The following is a 14,879-nucleotide window of genomic DNA, read 5'->3' as shown; positions in this document are numbered from 1 at the left end:
ACGTGTTTTATTTTGCAACTAACATCATAAAGAAAAACTGTATGATTGGGAAGTAGGGATTTTCTCTGCTTCCCTTTTTATTTAGGAAAAATTCCTATTTTTGCCAATAATAATTATACACTAACGCTTCCTCTTTGCATTCCTGATCGGAATCGGATTTGATAAAAAGAGCGCTGTACAGGCAGTACCTGTATCGACAGTAGAACAGAAAGAAACAGTAAAAACAGTCGAAGCCAGGGAAGAGGCTCAGGAAGAAACAGCAGCACTTCCGGAAGAAATCGGTGCATTTACGAAAGGCGATCTGATCGGAATTGAGGAAGTCAACGACCAGACCTTTGCCCGGAAAGTTCTCGGCGATGGAATTGCGATTGTACCAAAAGAGGGAGCGATTTACGCCCCGGCAGATGCAGATGTTGAGATTGTTATGGATACGAAACATGCTCTGGGACTTCGCACAAAAGCAGGAAATGGAATTCTGATTCATGTAGGAATTGATACGGTTAATCTTGGAGGAAGGTATTTCACTCTTCATACCGGGCAGGGAAGAAGCGTGAAAAAAGGAGAGCTGCTTCTGGAATTTGATCAGGAAAAGATCAAGGCAGAAGGATATGATACAACGACCAGTCTGATCATTACAGAACCAGTGGCAGACAGCCGTCTTGAGAAAGAAGCAGACAAACCGGTTCAGGTTGGTGACCGGATTTTGGAAATCGTGAAGTAGAGGAACCGATATGGGAAAAGAAATAGAAAATGAAAACTGGGTGAATAAAGTCAGAGCAGAAGAAAACCGGCAAAAGGACAGACTGAACAGCTGTCCTTTCCGGATGAAGTATCACATCATGCCGCCGGTCGGCTGGCTGAATGACCCGAACGGACTGTGTCAGTTTCAGGGTACTTATCAGGCTTACTTTCAATATTCACCGCTCAGTGTGAATGGTGGAGGAGGTTTCTGGGGGCATTGTACCAGTCAGGATCTGCTGCACTGGCAGTATCAGGATCCGGTTCTTACGACAGACCGGCCGGAAGACCGAAGCGGAGTGTATTCCGGCTCAGCGCTGATAGAAGATGGAACGATGTATCTTTTTTATACCGGAAATGTCAAACTGCCGGGTGACTATGACTATATTGATGAAGGAAGAATTTCCAGCCAGCTGATGGTAAGTTCAAAAGATGGGCAGCATATGTCAGAAAAAACGGTTCTTCTTGGAATGAAAGATTATCCGGAAGACATGACAGCACATATCCGGGATCCGAAAGTATGGAAAGATCAGGGGCATTACTACATGATTCTTGGCGCGAGAAAACGGGATTTCGATGGTGACAGACGCCGTGATACCGGCTGTGCGCTGGTCTATGTTTCGGATGATAAGAAACAATGGAAGCTGGATCATGAGATTCTTCCGAAAGAAAATTTTGGCTACATGTGGGAGTGCCCGGATCTGTTTGAACTGGATGGAGAGAAAATTCTTTCCTACTGTCCACAGGGACTCCCTGCGGAACCGGAACGCTGCCAGAATCTGTATCAGTCCGGCTATTCGATTCTGACAAACGGCGAAACTCCGGAAAAGACCTTCCGGGAATGGGATCTGGGATTTGACTTTTATGCACCTCAGACATTCGAGGATGAGAACGGACGGAGAATTCTGATCGGATGGGCCGGAGTGCCGGATACCATTGAGACGCACCGGAATCTGTCTGTACAGAATGGATGGCAGCACTGCCTGACGATTCCAAGAGAGCTTCATACAGAAAACGGAGCAGTATACCAGAGACCGGTATGTGAGATCGATACACTATCCTGGAAACAAGAAGAAGGAACCCATTGCAGTTTTGAAAGAGAGATGGTAAAAATCGAGACTACGCTACAGGATGGAATCCCGGCAGAGATCCGGATTGGAACGGAAGAGAATGGTTTGATGATTCATATGGAAGCAGACCGCATCCAAATGACATTCTTAAATAAAAAGGGAGAGCCATCTGCCTGCGGCGGAGGAAGAGCCATACGGATCGGGCGGACGGCATCGGAAATCAGGCATGCATTTGTACTGATTGATAATTCCATTGCGGAGATTTTTGTAAATGATGGAGAAGTGGTAATGACAACCAGGATCTATCTGGAAGAACCGGAGCGGATGATTACGGTAAACGGATGCCGGACATGTGAAATCTGGAAGACAGAAGAATAAAAAAGAAGAGAAGCAGGACTTTCAAAAGAAGTCGAAGCTTCTCTTTTTTTGGTGAAGATCCGACATTTACATCAGGGGAAATTTCAGATAAAATATACTGTAGCAAAGGAGGAAAGGCGGAGAAAAGAATGCGGGGGAAAGAAAATCTGGTCTGGAGGTATGAAGAATATGTGATGCGGCCTGCAAGATTCGAGGATGCAGAGTCCTATTATGAGCAGAATTACAGACCGCTTGATAAAGAAATCATACGCATGACAGGAAGTAAAGAGTCTTATACGAAAGAAGAAGTTGTAAGCTTTTTCAGGAAAGCGGTAGAGGATCCACAGTATTTTTTGTTTCTTATTATTGACAAAGACGGGCAGATTGTTGGGGAGAGTGTAATCAACGAACTAGACGAAACGCTTAAATGTGCCAATTTCCGAATTGCAATCTTTCGTCCGGAAGCACGTGGAAAAGGGATTGGATCCTGGGCGGTACGAGTAACGCGTGACTTTGCGTTTCAGGAGCTGAAGTTACATCGTCTTAGCCTGGATGTGTATTCTTTTAATAAAAGGGCAGAAAGAGTCTATCGTAAAGCTGGATTTCAAAGAGAGGGGATCTTGCGGGATGCGATAAAAAATGAAAGACAGTATAGGGATGTCATTTTGATGGCGATGCTGGAAGACGATTGGAAAAGAAAAGTGGGAAAAAGCTTGAAGGTAGCGGTTATCGGACACAGCGGCTGCGGAAAATCTACCATCGCGGCATGGATTGCCAAAAAGAGAAGACTTCCGCTTCTTCATCTGGATAAGGTTCACTGGCTGCCCGGGTGGATAGAACGTCCGAAAGAAGAGGAACAGAAAATAGTCAGGGAATTTCTTGACAGTCATGATTCCTGGGTGATTGATGGGAATTATCACAGTGTGGAATACGAGCGCAGGATGCAGGAAGCGGATCGCATTCTTTTCCTTGATTTTCCAAGACTTGTCTGTCTTTACCGGGCATGGAAACGGGCAAGAAGGTATCGTGGGAAAACGAGATCCTCCATCACAGAAGGATGTACAGAGAAACTGGATCTGGAATTTGTTTTCTGGATTCTTTATCAGGGAAGAAGCGGGAAGGCAAAAATGGAGTATCAACGTGTGATGCGAAAGTATGGATCCAAAGTGGTGCGGATCACAAATCAGAGAGAACTGGACAGGGAGAAGCGAAGATGGATAAAGCATTAGATCAGCTGTTTGATTTTATCAGAGAGATTGACAAAGAAAAGTTTATCGGACGCCAGACTTATCTGACGGACGGTGAGAGAAAAGAAAATGATGCAGAACATGCATGGCATATGGCGATTATGGTACTGCTCTTAAGCGGATATTCCAATGAAAAAATCGATGTTCTCCGAACGATTTCGATGCTTCTGATTCATGATATTGTAGAAATTGATGCAGGAGATACCTACGCCTACGATGAAGAAGCCAAGAAGACGCAGAAAGAAAGAGAAGAAAAAGCGGCTGAGCGGATCTTCGGGCTGCTGCCGGAGGAACAGGGTAATTACCTGATGGAATTGTGGAAGGAATTTGAGGCAAGAGAAACACCGGAAGCAAAATTTGCGCGGACCATGGACAATCTTCAGCCGATGATGCTCAATGCGGCTACAGATGGGAAGGCATGGGTAGAGCACGAAGTGTCAATAGACCAGATTATGAAAAGAAATGCGCGGACGGGTGAGGGCGCTTCTGTGCTCTGGGAATACGCTCAGAGGAACTGGCTGGAACCAAATCTGAAAAAAGGCCGGATAAAGCCACAGAAAGATTTGTAGTTCCGGTAGAAGTACGTTATAATAAGTTAGCAGGAATTTTGCTTAGGAATGGAGAGATGAGGGAATGATTAGAACGAAGTTAAAGAGAATGCTTGCAGCATCTTTATGCGCAGCACTGTGTTTGTCATCTGTCCCGGTTTATGCCGAGGAAACTCCGAACGGGCAGACTGAAGTTCAGACAGATACCATGCAGGAAGATGTGCAGCAGGACGGCACAGAAGAAGGAAGCAGTCTGAACAGTGAAACTTCGGAAGAGCCGGAAGAATCACAAGATATGACTTCCGAAGAAGAAACACCGCCGGCAGAGTCGCAAGACGATGTTCAGGAAGAAACGATTCTGGAGACTCAGCCTTCAGAGGAGACCAGGCCGGCTGCAGAGGAAAGTCAGGAGCAGGAGAACAGTACTCCGGAAACATCAGAAGAGACTGCAAAAGCAGCAGCTCAGGAAGAACAGCAGACTAAAACAGAGGAGACTGAGAGAGCAGCGGGAGCACATGTAGTATACAGAACGCATGTACAGGATAAAGGCTGGCTGAAAGAAGCAGCAGACGGAGCTCTGGGCGGAACGGTCGGAGAGTACAAGCGCATGGAAGCGATCGAAATTAAGCTGGAAGGTGTATCGGGCGGCATTCAGTATCGTTCTCATATTCAAAAGTATGGATGGGAGAATGGATGGAAGGCAGACGGCACTTTGAGCGGAACAGAAGGTGAGGCAAAGCGTCTGGAGGCAATCCAGATCCGGCTGACCGGAGAGGCTGCCGAACAGTATGATGTTTACTACCGTGTCCATGCGCAGGACTATGGCTGGCTTGGATGGGCTAAGAACGGTGAAAATGCAGGAACGTCCGGGAAGTCAAAACGTCTGGAAGCAATTCAGATCCAGCTTGTCGATAAAGGAGGAAAGGCACCAGGCACTACAGAAAATGCCTATGTGCATCCACTTGTCAACTACAGTACCCATGTTCAGACGGCAGGATGGCAGAGTTCAGCAGCAGATGGGGCAGTCAGTGGAACAGTTGGAAAATACAGACGCCTGGAAGGAATCAAGATTCGCCTGGACAGTGAAGCTCCTTCTGGAAATATAGAGTACCGGACTCATATTCAGAATATCGGATGGGAAAAAGAATGGAAGTCTAATGGAACACTGAGCGGGACAACAGGGAAAGCACTTCGCCTGGAAGCTATACAGATCCGCTTAAGTGGAGAAATAGCCGAACAGTATGATGTGTATTACAGAGTCCATGCACAGAATTACGGCTGGCTTGACTGGGCGAAAAACGGAGAAAGCGCAGGAACTTCCGGTTTGAATCTCAGGCTGGAAGCAATTCAGATTCAGCTTGTGAAAAAGGGAGAAAAGGCTCCTGGAAAAACGGATACACCGTATGTGAAAATGATGATCCGTTATATGTCTCATGTACAGGATCTCGGCTGGGAGAATTATGTTAACGACGGGGCGATGAGCGGAACAAAGGGAAAAGCAAAACGTCTGGAAGCAATTAAAGTTCAGATCAATAATGCGGATGTTGCCGGAGAAGTAGAATACCGTACACATGTGCAGAATCTTGGCTGGGAAAATAAATGGACGAAAAATGGAGCTGTCAGTGGAAGTGTTGGGAAATCACTCCGTCTGGAAGCGCTTCAGATCCGGCTGACGGGAACCGTGTCAGATCAATATGATCTGTATTACAGAGTTCACGTGCAGGATTATGGCTGGCTTGACTGGGCAAAAAATGGAGAGATTGCCGGAACAACAGGATTATCCAAACGGATGGAAGCCATTGAAATTCAGATGGTAGAAAAAGGCGCGAAAGCACCCGGCTCGACAGACCATCCATACATTACAACCGGATGGGGAACGAAGATTGGACAGATTGGAGATTCCACATCAATTAATATAAGACCGAATAAGCTTGACCAGCTCAAAAAGTCCGGAAAGGCTACAAGTATAGAAGTAACCGCAGCAATGAAATATCGGGGGAATACTGTCCGTCAGGTAAAGAAAGAAGTGGATCTGAACAGTATATCATCCGCCGGATTCAACATGAATGTGGGCTACTACGGAAAGTATTATGTTTCAATTTCTTATAAAAAGAATGGGAAAATTATAGAAGCCGAAGAGCAGATCGCAGGCGTAAAGGCAGGCGAATATAACCTGGCACCGGTTTCCGCATCCTTCCCGGTTGTATACTTTTCACTGTCCCTGTGGGATATTACCACTTCTCCGGAGACAGGAAAAACAATTCCAACGATTGTAATGCTGGACAGACCTTCAGCGTATAACTGGGATCAGCTTCCGGAAGGTGTTTATGGAATGCCTTATCTTACAGATGAACAGATGCAGAAGACATATAATTACAGCATGTATGCACAGTATGTCAAGGATTTGTATGAGGTGAGTCCGGATTCCAGGTTTAACCTGTATATTAATGATATTACCTGTACCCTGATTCATTCACTGATTTATGCAAACCGGATTCCGGATAAGCAATATACAATTACAATGATGTCGGATGGTTCCGGAACATTCAACATTATGAATAAGACTTATAATGTGGCTGATCCTTCCGCAAAACATCGGCAGCTGATTAATGAATGGAAGAGTGCAAAACAGGATGCCTACGAGACTGGAAAGGTTGCAACGGAATGGGGATGGCATAAGCGTTGGGACTGTATGTACGCAGTGCTTGCGTGCGAACCTGGAACCGAATGGTGGGTAGCACGAAACAATCTGTTCACCAGCGGGGATAATAATGCTTTTGCCGAGAAGATCAAAGCAGATGTGACAGTGAAAAATGTTAACACAATGCTCCAGGATCTTCAGGCAAAAGGCGAGGGAACCGTAAATGCCTTTAAAGCCTTGTATGATTTTAATGATGGATATTTTGCGGAATCCGAAATTCAGAATAAGAAATCCATGATGCTTTTAGGTACTTATGCATACAACGAAGAGACATTTGAAAACTATGCAAGACTGACAATGCTTTATTACGGGGATGAGTATGTTTATTATTACAAAGGTCATCCAAATACCCCGACCGGAATGTATCCGGCAAAACAGGAGCAGTTAGAGCGGCTGGGAATGATTGACGTAGATTCCTCAGTGGCGGCAGAGCTGATTTTATTCTTCAATCCGGAAATCAGTATGTCCGGTTACAGTTCCAGTACATTTAACTCTGCATCCAGAGAAATGGCATGCGGGCTGTTCAGTTCGACGAAGTCAGAGGCGCTGGGTCAGGCAGGCAGCATCGACTATTCCGGAATTGACTGGTTTGCTTCCGTAATTGATCCGGATAATGTGGACAGCAGGATTGCAGCATTATGTCCGGATGGAGCAGACTGCTATCTGCTTGAGTTCTCGGATGAAATTTTAAGCAGGAGCAAATACGACATTGGAATTTTCAATGCAGATACTGGAGAACTTACATACTACGGGCAGGATGCACAGGGAAACTACATAAAAGTTGCATCCGTAACAGAATAGGGAGGAAATGAACTATGAATGTAAAAAAGTTCATGAAAAGAATGACCGGAGTTATTTTAAGCCTGACAATGATAATGGGATCTTTTTCAGTACAGGCAGCTGATTCGTCCATAAATACAACAGATACAGCTGTTTTATCAGAGCAGGAAGCTGAAAATCCGGCAGAAAGCGGGCAGGAGATTCTGATTGAATCCGAAGACAGTCAGGCAGAAGAGACGGTGGAACCTTCAGGGGAGACAGGTGACCAGTCCGTAGCGGATAAACAGGAAGAAACCGGAGAGACTGATTCGGACATCGATGTGCAGGAACCGGTGAAAAATACAGAAAACCAGACAGATACTGCTTCGGAATCAGAAGCAGTATCTGAAGAATCAGAAGCAGCGGAAGTGCCGCAGGTGCAGGCGGAGGAAACAGAAGAAGTCAGCACGCCGCATATCTTTTATCAGTCCCAGGTTCAGACAGACGGCTGGCAGGATGAAGTACAGGACGGTGCTACAAGCGGAACGGTCGGAGAATACAAGCGAATGGAAACGCTCAAAATCCGTCTGGAGGATCAGTCTTACAAAGGCAGCGTAGAATACCGTTCTCATGTGCAGAATCTCGGATGGGAATCCGCATGGGCAAAAGACGGTGCTGCAAGCGGTACTGTTGGAAAAGGACTGCGTCTGGAGGCGGTTCAGATCCGTCTGACCGGAGAGATGGCACAGCATTATGATATTTACTACCGTGTTCATGCACAGGAGTTTGGCTGGCTTGGCTGGGCAAAGAATGGAGAAAGTGCCGGAACGGCAGCATTCAGTTACCGGCTGGAAGGTATTCAGATTGTTCTTGTGGAAAAGGGAGGCCAGGCACCGGGAAATACGGCCGATGCATTCTGGCAGCGCCCGTCGGTTTATTACCAGTCTCATGTTCAGTCAATCGGCTGGCAGAAAGAAGTAAAGAACGGTGGCATCAGCGGAACCGTTGGACAGTACAAACGAATGGAGTCTGTAAAGCTTCGTCTGACAGATCAGGCATACAGCGGGAATATTGAATACCGTTCCCACATTCAGAATCTTGGATGGGAATCATCCTGGAAAGCAAACGGAGCTATGAGCGGAACGACTGCAAAGGCTCTCCGTCTGGAGGCAATTCAGATCCGTCTGACCGGAGAAATGGCACAGCGTTTTGATGTGTATTACCGGGTTCATGCGGAGCAGTTTGGATGGCTTGGCTGGGCGAAAAATGGCGAGAGTGCAGGGACAGCCGGATTTGGCTATCGGCTGGAGGGACTCCAGGTGGTACTGGTCGTAAAAGGAAAAGCGGCGCCGGGAAGTACAGCATCTGCATTCCATCAGCTTCCATCTGTATATTATCAGACACATGTACAGAATGACGGCTGGAAAAGCGAAGTGAAAGATGGGGGCACAGGTGGAACCGTCGGACAGTATAAACGCATGGAATCCATCAAAATCCGTCTGGCAAATCAGGATATCAGCGGAAATATTGAGTATCGTTCCCATATTCAGAATCTTGGGTGGGAGTCATCCTGGAAAAAGAATGGCGCTTTAAGCGGAACAACGGGAAAAAGTCTTCGCCTGGAAGCGATTCAGATTCGCTTGACAGGAAATATGGCAAAGTACTTTGACATTTATTACCGCGTTCATGCGCAGCAGTATGGCTGGCTCGGATGGGCAAAGAACGGTGCAAGCGCCGGTACCGAAGGATGCAGCTACCGCCTGGAGGCAGTACAGATCCGTCTGGTAAAGAAAGGAGCGGCAGCACCGGGTTCCACGTCACGTCCATTTGTGAAGAGTAAGAATGGATGGTACTACGAAAACGGATATAAGTATTATTACAAGTCCGGTGTCAGACAGACAGATATCCGTAATATCATCGGAAAGCAGTCCTCTTATCTGATCAAGATTAACAAACAGATGAGCTGCGTGACAGTTTATGCAAAAGATGGAAGCAGAGGATATATCATCCCGGTTGTGGCATTTGCTTGTTCACCGGGAGCAGGAACACCGACCGGTACGTTCCATACCTCTGACAAATACCGCTGGCATGCACTGTATGGGGCTCAGGGCCAATGGTGTACGAGAATTACAGGACACATCCTGTTCCATTCTCTTCCATACACACATTTCAACAACCGGACAATGATGCCGAATCAGTACAACAGACTTGGAACATGGGCATCTTCCGGATGTATCCGGCTGAGAGCCATTGACGCGAAATGGATTTATGACAACTGTGCTTCCGGCACAACAGTCACCATTTACAACAGTTCTGCAGCAGGACCGCTTGGAAAACCGGTATATGCGAAGATTCCGGCTTATCAGAACTGGGATCCGACCGACCCGACGATCTGATGATCCGTTGGTTGGGCAGAATGGAAAAGTAATATGAATAAGAAAGAGGGATACGGTTCAAAGACCATATCCCTCTTCTGCTAAAGCTGATTTTCTACAAGCTGTGAGAGCGGAGCAAAGTGATAGCCCATTTCTTCCCATTTGGTCAGCAGTTCATCCAGAATCTGCGCGTTGGTGGAAGATGTGTTGTGGAGAAGAACGACTGCGCCGGGATGAATACGTCCGAGCAGCTTTTCAAATGCTTCTTCTCTGGTGGGCTGGTCGTCTTCGTACCAGTCTACGTAGGCGAGACTCCAGAAAAAGGTAGAGTATCCCAGCTCTTTTGCCATCTGTAGATTTGCGGTACTGAATTTCCCCTGCGGAGGTCGATAATACGGGCTCATTTTCTGTCCGGTTGTCTCTTCAAAAAGAGATTCTACGCTTTCCAGTTCTTCGCGGAAAGCGCCTTCTGTAGAGATGGCGGACATATCCGGATGATGCCACGTATGATTTCCGACTGTATGCCCTTCTTTGACCATCCGTTTTACGATGTCCGGATTGTCACGAAGAAAGGTGCCTACAATAAAAAAAGCCGCGGGAGCGTCATGCTTTTTCAGGGCATCAAGGATTGCTTCCGTATTTCCGTTTTCATATCCGCAGTCAAAAGTCAGGTAGATGACTTTTTCATCCGTATCTTCACAGTACGCGGCATTCAGAGCGGAGAGCTCGGAAATATCGGCATTGCCGACGGGACGTTCTCCTTCGTTTGGAAAGCTTAATCCCCAGTTCCCGGAGGCTTCGGCAGACGTCTCCCGGACCGGGGCTTCCCGGAAGGAGGAAATAAGAAATCCGACGCCGGTTCCGGCGCAGTAGGCGGCTACAAAAAGCAGGAGAAGAAGCAATGCTTTTTTTAATTCAGGAGCATGTTTCATAGTTTTGATTCCCGAAAATATTGTTGGTTTCAGTGTATGATGAATTAAAAGAAAATAGAAGCAGGCTCAGAAAAGGAAAAGAGAGAGGAATACACGAACATGAAATATTATCTTGCTCCCCTGGAAGGGATCACAGATCATATCTATAGAAGAACATATCATAAGCTGTTTGAACCGATGGATAAATATTTTATCCCTTTTCTTACGCCAAATGAGAATGGAAAACTGTCCAAACGGCAGCGACAGGACGTACTTCCGGAAAATAATGAAGGAATGTATGCGGTTCCACAGATCCTGACAAATAAAACAGAAGAATTCCTGAGCGCAGAGGCGTATCTTGGCAGCCTTGGATATGAGGAGATCAATCTGAATCTGGGTTGTCCTTCCCGCTGTGTGGTGTCGAAAGGAAGGGGAGCAGGATTTCTGGCGGATCCGGACGGTCTGCGCAGATTTCTGGATGAAATTTTTGAAAAATCCAATATCCGGATTTCCATTAAAAGCAGAATCGGAGTGAGGGATGTGGAGGAGTTCGGAGCACTGCTGGATTTGTATAATCAGTATCCGCTCGAGGAGCTGATTCTCCATCCACGTACCGGGAAAGAATTTTATAAAGGCAGCCCGCACCGGGAAGTTTACCGGTATGCAATGAAGGAAAGCAGACATCCATTATGTTATAATGGCGATCTTTTTACGAAAGAACAGTACGAAGACTGGGAGAAGAAATTTCCACAAAGCGATGCGGTGATGCTTGGGAGAGGAATACTTGGCGATCCGCTTTTGTTATCTAAAATTAAACAAAACCACAGGCCGGCCCATACCTGGATGGAGCTTCAGTATGAGCTTTATCTCGCATATCAGAAAGAAATCCAGGAGGAGCGGCATGTGCTGTCGAGACTGAAAGAATTCTGGACATACCGTGCATTGGTACACCGGGAAGAACGGGAAATGATTCAGAAGATTTACAGAACAAATACGTTGAAAGAATATGCGGAGCTTCTGCATTTTGAATAGAAGATGATCAGAAAAAAAGGAGGAAGACAGGATGCGGACTATGAGATTAAAGAAAAGAGAGATTCGGGACAAAGAGGTTTTAAGAGACCTGATTGATGGATGCAGTGTTGTACGAATCGGCGCGGCGGATGAAGAAGGAATGTTTATTGTGCCGGTGAATTATGGATATGAATTACTGGAGAAAGAAGACGGGACACTTGACTGGAAACTGTATTTTCATTCCGCGGCTCAGGGGAGGAAAGCAGAGGCTTTTGCAAAAGAGCCGGTAGCAGCGCTGGAACTTGACCGGGAAGGTGGGGTGATCCGGGGAGATTACACCTGTTCCTATTCATATGCCTACCAGAGTATTATGGGGACAGGAAAGATCAGAAAGCTGGAGTCGGAGAGCGAAAAGCGTTACGGCTTCGAAAAGATTATGGAGCATCTGGCACCGGAGGCAGAATTAAAATTTGATGAAAATCTGCTGAAAGCGGCGGATGTGTACTGCATTGAGGTCATTTCTTTTACCGGGAAGGAGAGAAAGGCACAGTAGCTTTTGGAAACAGATGGTGTATAGGATTGGAGACTGCCGCATATATTGCTAGAAAAGCAAGGTGTGCGGCAGCATGATGGGAAGCAGACGAAGAGACCAGACCAGGCAGGAAGAGACACGAGGGGACGTGATCCGCAAAAAGATCGCGGAGACTGCAGATGCACCAAAAGACGTGATCATGGGGCTTCCGCTGATCCATCTGACCGGACAGTGTGAAATCTGTATAGAAAATTATAGAGGGATTCTGGAATATACGGAGGAACTGATCCGTGTAAAAACAAAATCCGGAACGATCCGGATTATCGGAAAAAGAATGTGCATAGAATACTATATGAACGATGAGATGAAAATTACCGGGAAGATCTGGAAGGTAGAGTTTGAAAAGAAGGAGGATGCACATTGCTGACACGGATCCTGCGGTATGTGAAAGGGTATGTCCGGATACGGATCACCGGATATTCTCCTGAACGATTTCTGAATCTGTGCAAATACAAGAAGATTCCGGTCTGGGGACTTTTGCCGGGCCGCAATTTTTATGACATGAATATTACAATAGCCGGCATGAAGAAACTAAAACCGATTCTCAGAAAAACCGGCACGAATTTACGAATCATAGAGAAAATCGGACTTCCTTTTTTCCTTTTCCGGCACCGCAAAAGGAAGATTTTTTTTGCCGGAGCAGCGGGCTGCGTTCTGCTCGTATATATCCTTTCCCTTTTTATATGGAATATTGAGATCAACGGAAATCATGTCCGGACGGATGAGACCATTCTGGCTTTTTTAAGAAAACAGGATGTGCATTGCGGAATGCCGGCTTCTTCTGTGGACTGTGCCGGGATTGCACGGATGATCCGGAAAGAGTACGATGATGTCATCTGGGTGTCGGCATCTCTGAAGGGCAGTAAAATCCAGATTGATATTAAGGAAAACAGTGATTCCAGAGAGATTGAGGAAGAGGAAATGACAGAGGAAGGAACCGATCTCATCGCTGAAAAGGACGGCGTGATCAAAGAGATTGTCACCAGGTCCGGTGTTCCGATGGTTCATGCCGGAGATGAAGTAAAAACCGGAGATATTCTTGTGTCGGGACGTGTGGAGATCAAAAATGACAGTCAGGAAGTCGTAGGATATCAGTACCAGAATGCGGATGCGGATATCCGGATGGAGACAAAAGAAGCATATGAAGATACGCTGGATTTATCCTATACGGTAAAGAGATATGAAAAACGAAAGAAACGTCAGGTGTTCTTACGTTTCTCGGATCAAGAATACACTCTGGGACAGAAAGTTGAAGCAGGGGAGAAAAAAGAAATCTTTTCGTTTGAGATCCTTCCTCAGTTTTCAAAAAGCTTTCCTCTCCCGTTTTCATTTGGCATCCGGGAGGAGAAACAGTACCGGGAAGTGAAGAAAACCTATACAAAAAAGGAATGTCAGGAGATTCTAAGCAGAGAATTTGAACGCTTCTGCAAGGATTTAAGAAAAAAAGGGGTTCAAATTCTGGAGAATGATGTTAAAATATACAAGGACACGCAAAGTGCAAAAGCAAAAGGAACACTGATTCTTCTGGAATCATGCGGAAAGGAAAGAAAGACAGAACATGGGAATCTTGGAGAGAACAATGCAGATACCAGCTGAGCATGAGGCAAATGTGTTCGGTCAGCTGGATGCCTACGCAAAGAAAATTGAACGCACGTTCCATGTGACTTTGATCGAGAGAAACGGCGAGATCAAAATCATGGGTGAAGAGGGAAGGACCAGAAAAGCAGAAGAGATTCTGGAAAAGCTGCTGGAGCTGTCCCGGCGGGGAAATGTGATCACAGAACAAAATGTAGACTATCTCATTTCATTGGCTATGGAAGATGATGAAAAGGGCGATGTTCTGGAAATAGATAAAGAGGTTGTCGCATATACAGTTCAGGGGAAGCCTGTCAAGGCGAAGACTCTGGGGCAGAAAAACTACGTGGATGCAATAAAAAAGGATATGATTGTCTTTGGACTTGGACCGGCCGGTACGGGGAAGACCTACCTCGCAATGGCAATGGCAATCTCAGCATTCAAAAATAATGAAGTGGGAAGGATCATTCTGACCCGTCCGGCAATCGAGGCGGGGGAGAAACTTGGATTTCTTCCGGGAGATCTGCAGAGCAAAATCGATCCGTACCTGCGGCCGCTCTATGATGCGCTTTATCAGATCATGGGGGCAGAGAGCTTTGTAAAGAATTCAGAGAAAGGACTCATTGAAGTGGCTCCGCTTGCCTATATGAGAGGACGTACACTTGACAATGCGTTTATCATTCTGGATGAGGCGCAGAATACAACGCCGGCCCAGATGAAAATGTTCCTGACACGGATCGGGTTCGGATCAAAGGTTGTTATTACCGGTGACGAGACACAAAAGGATCTGCCGTCCGGACAGACTTCCGGCCTTGATGTGGCAGTCAAAGTTGTAAACGGACTGGAAGGGATCAGCGTCTGCCGCCTGACCAGCAGGGACGTTGTAAGACATCCGCTTGTTCAGAAAATCGTAAAGGCTTATGAGAATTACGAGAAAAAGGAAGAGAGCGGAAAACGGGGAAACAGAAGAAAAAGTATAAGACACAGAGGTTGAT

General features: G+C 46.3%; 12 protein-coding genes. 11 read left to right on the top strand and 1 reads right to left on the bottom strand.

Annotated elements, in window-relative coordinates:
• Nucleotides 1-142 precede the first annotated feature (142 nt).
• The 6 genes from Selli1_RS13745 to Selli1_RS13720 all read left to right on the top strand — a co-directional run bounded on the left by Selli1_RS13745 (nucleotide 143) and on the right by Selli1_RS13720 (nucleotide 9,816).
• Entirely contained in the window at nucleotides 143-721 is a 579-nt protein-coding gene (locus tag Selli1_RS13745) for a PTS sugar transporter subunit IIA (RefSeq protein WP_330677601.1), read from the top strand.
• A gap of 10 nt (nucleotides 722-731) precedes the next feature.
• Nucleotides 732-2,186, top strand: coding sequence for a glycoside hydrolase family 32 protein (locus tag Selli1_RS13740; protein WP_281845605.1), 1,455 nt, complete (start codon nucleotides 732-734; stop codon nucleotides 2,184-2,186).
• 128 nt (nucleotides 2,187-2,314) lie between these two features.
• Nucleotides 2,315-3,394 (top strand): GNAT family N-acetyltransferase, encoded by a 1,080-nt coding sequence (locus tag Selli1_RS13735; RefSeq protein WP_281845604.1) that lies wholly within the window; start codon nucleotides 2,315-2,317, stop codon nucleotides 3,392-3,394.
• Nucleotides 3,379-3,981, top strand: coding sequence for an HD domain-containing protein (locus Selli1_RS13730; protein ID WP_281845603.1), 603 nt, complete (start codon nucleotides 3,379-3,381; stop codon nucleotides 3,979-3,981). Before Selli1_RS13735 ends, Selli1_RS13730 begins: the two co-directional genes overlap by 16 nt.
• Before the next feature lie 64 nt (nucleotides 3,982-4,045).
• Nucleotides 4,046-7,462 carry a hypothetical protein gene (locus Selli1_RS13725; RefSeq protein ID WP_118636018.1) on the top strand — a complete coding sequence of 1,139 codons (3,417 nt, stop codon included), beginning with the start codon at nucleotides 4,046-4,048 and terminating at the stop codon, nucleotides 7,460-7,462.
• Between the two features lie 14 nt (nucleotides 7,463-7,476).
• On the top strand, nucleotides 7,477-9,816 hold the full coding sequence (locus tag Selli1_RS13720) for a L,D-transpeptidase family protein (protein ID WP_281873465.1): 2,340 nt from the start codon (nucleotides 7,477-7,479) through the stop codon (nucleotides 9,814-9,816).
• An 80-nt stretch (nucleotides 9,817-9,896) separates the two neighbouring features.
• Here Selli1_RS13720 and Selli1_RS13715 read toward each other — a convergent pair whose 3' ends face one another.
• Complete coding sequence (locus Selli1_RS13715; RefSeq protein ID WP_405121934.1) at nucleotides 9,897-10,736, bottom strand: polysaccharide deacetylase family protein; 840 nt, start codon at nucleotides 10,734-10,736, stop codon at nucleotides 9,897-9,899.
• A 90-nt stretch (nucleotides 10,737-10,826) separates the two neighbouring features.
• On the opposite strand from Selli1_RS13715, the gene Selli1_RS13710 reads away from it, so the two are divergent.
• The 5 genes from Selli1_RS13710 to Selli1_RS13690 all read left to right on the top strand — a co-directional run bounded on the left by Selli1_RS13710 (nucleotide 10,827) and on the right by Selli1_RS13690 (nucleotide 14,878).
• Nucleotides 10,827-11,738: a tRNA dihydrouridine synthase gene (locus Selli1_RS13710; RefSeq protein ID WP_138372686.1), complete on the top strand. Its 912-nt coding sequence runs from the start codon at nucleotides 10,827-10,829 to the stop codon at nucleotides 11,736-11,738.
• Between the two features lie 40 nt (nucleotides 11,739-11,778).
• On the top strand, nucleotides 11,779-12,270 hold the full coding sequence (locus Selli1_RS13705) for a pyridoxamine 5'-phosphate oxidase family protein (RefSeq protein WP_281845601.1): 492 nt from the start codon (nucleotides 11,779-11,781) through the stop codon (nucleotides 12,268-12,270).
• 73 nt (nucleotides 12,271-12,343) lie between these two features.
• Nucleotides 12,344-12,676, top strand: coding sequence for a sporulation protein YqfC (gene yqfC / locus Selli1_RS13700; RefSeq protein WP_242960197.1), 333 nt, complete (start codon nucleotides 12,344-12,346; stop codon nucleotides 12,674-12,676).
• Nucleotides 12,670-13,905, top strand: coding sequence for a sporulation protein YqfD (locus Selli1_RS13695; protein ID WP_281845600.1), 1,236 nt, complete (start codon nucleotides 12,670-12,672; stop codon nucleotides 13,903-13,905). Before yqfC ends, Selli1_RS13695 begins: the two co-directional genes overlap by 7 nt.
• A complete protein-coding gene (locus Selli1_RS13690; protein WP_087168929.1) occupies nucleotides 13,868-14,878 on the top strand; it encodes a PhoH family protein in 1,011 nt (336 codons plus the stop codon). The genes Selli1_RS13695 and Selli1_RS13690 overlap by 38 nt, the downstream gene beginning before the upstream one ends.
• Nucleotide 14,879: the final 1 nt, after the last annotated feature.

Origin of the sequence: Sellimonas catena, assembly GCF_027924685.1 — a bacterium.
In the GTDB taxonomy this organism is placed as follows: Bacteria; Bacillota; Clostridia; order Lachnospirales; family Lachnospiraceae; genus Sellimonas; species Sellimonas catena.
The sequence above is the reverse complement of the archived record's forward strand: the minus strand, read 5'-3'. Positions and strand labels throughout refer to the sequence as shown.

What these genes read in the sequence shown, in the direction of transcription:
- Selli1_RS13740 (WP_281845605.1), top strand. Translation starts at nt 732, where the DNA reads ATGGGAAAAGAAATAGAAAATGAAAACTGGGTGAATAAAGTCAGAGCA.
- Selli1_RS13735 (WP_281845604.1), top strand. Translation starts at nt 2,315, where the DNA reads ATGCGGGGGAAAGAAAATCTGGTCTGGAGGTATGAAGAATATGTGATG.
- Selli1_RS13730 (WP_281845603.1), top strand. Translation starts at nt 3,379, where the DNA reads ATGGATAAAGCATTAGATCAGCTGTTTGATTTTATCAGAGAGATTGAC.
- Selli1_RS13725 (WP_118636018.1), top strand. Translation starts at nt 4,046, where the DNA reads ATGATTAGAACGAAGTTAAAGAGAATGCTTGCAGCATCTTTATGCGCA.
- Selli1_RS13720 (WP_281873465.1), top strand. Translation starts at nt 7,477, where the DNA reads ATGAATGTAAAAAAGTTCATGAAAAGAATGACCGGAGTTATTTTAAGC.
- Selli1_RS13710 (WP_138372686.1), top strand. Translation starts at nt 10,827, where the DNA reads ATGAAATATTATCTTGCTCCCCTGGAAGGGATCACAGATCATATCTAT.
- Selli1_RS13705 (WP_281845601.1), top strand. Translation starts at nt 11,779, where the DNA reads ATGAGATTAAAGAAAAGAGAGATTCGGGACAAAGAGGTTTTAAGAGAC.
- yqfC (WP_242960197.1), top strand. Translation starts at nt 12,344, where the DNA reads ATGATGGGAAGCAGACGAAGAGACCAGACCAGGCAGGAAGAGACACGA.
- Selli1_RS13690 (WP_087168929.1), top strand. Translation starts at nt 13,868, where the DNA reads ATGGGAATCTTGGAGAGAACAATGCAGATACCAGCTGAGCATGAGGCA.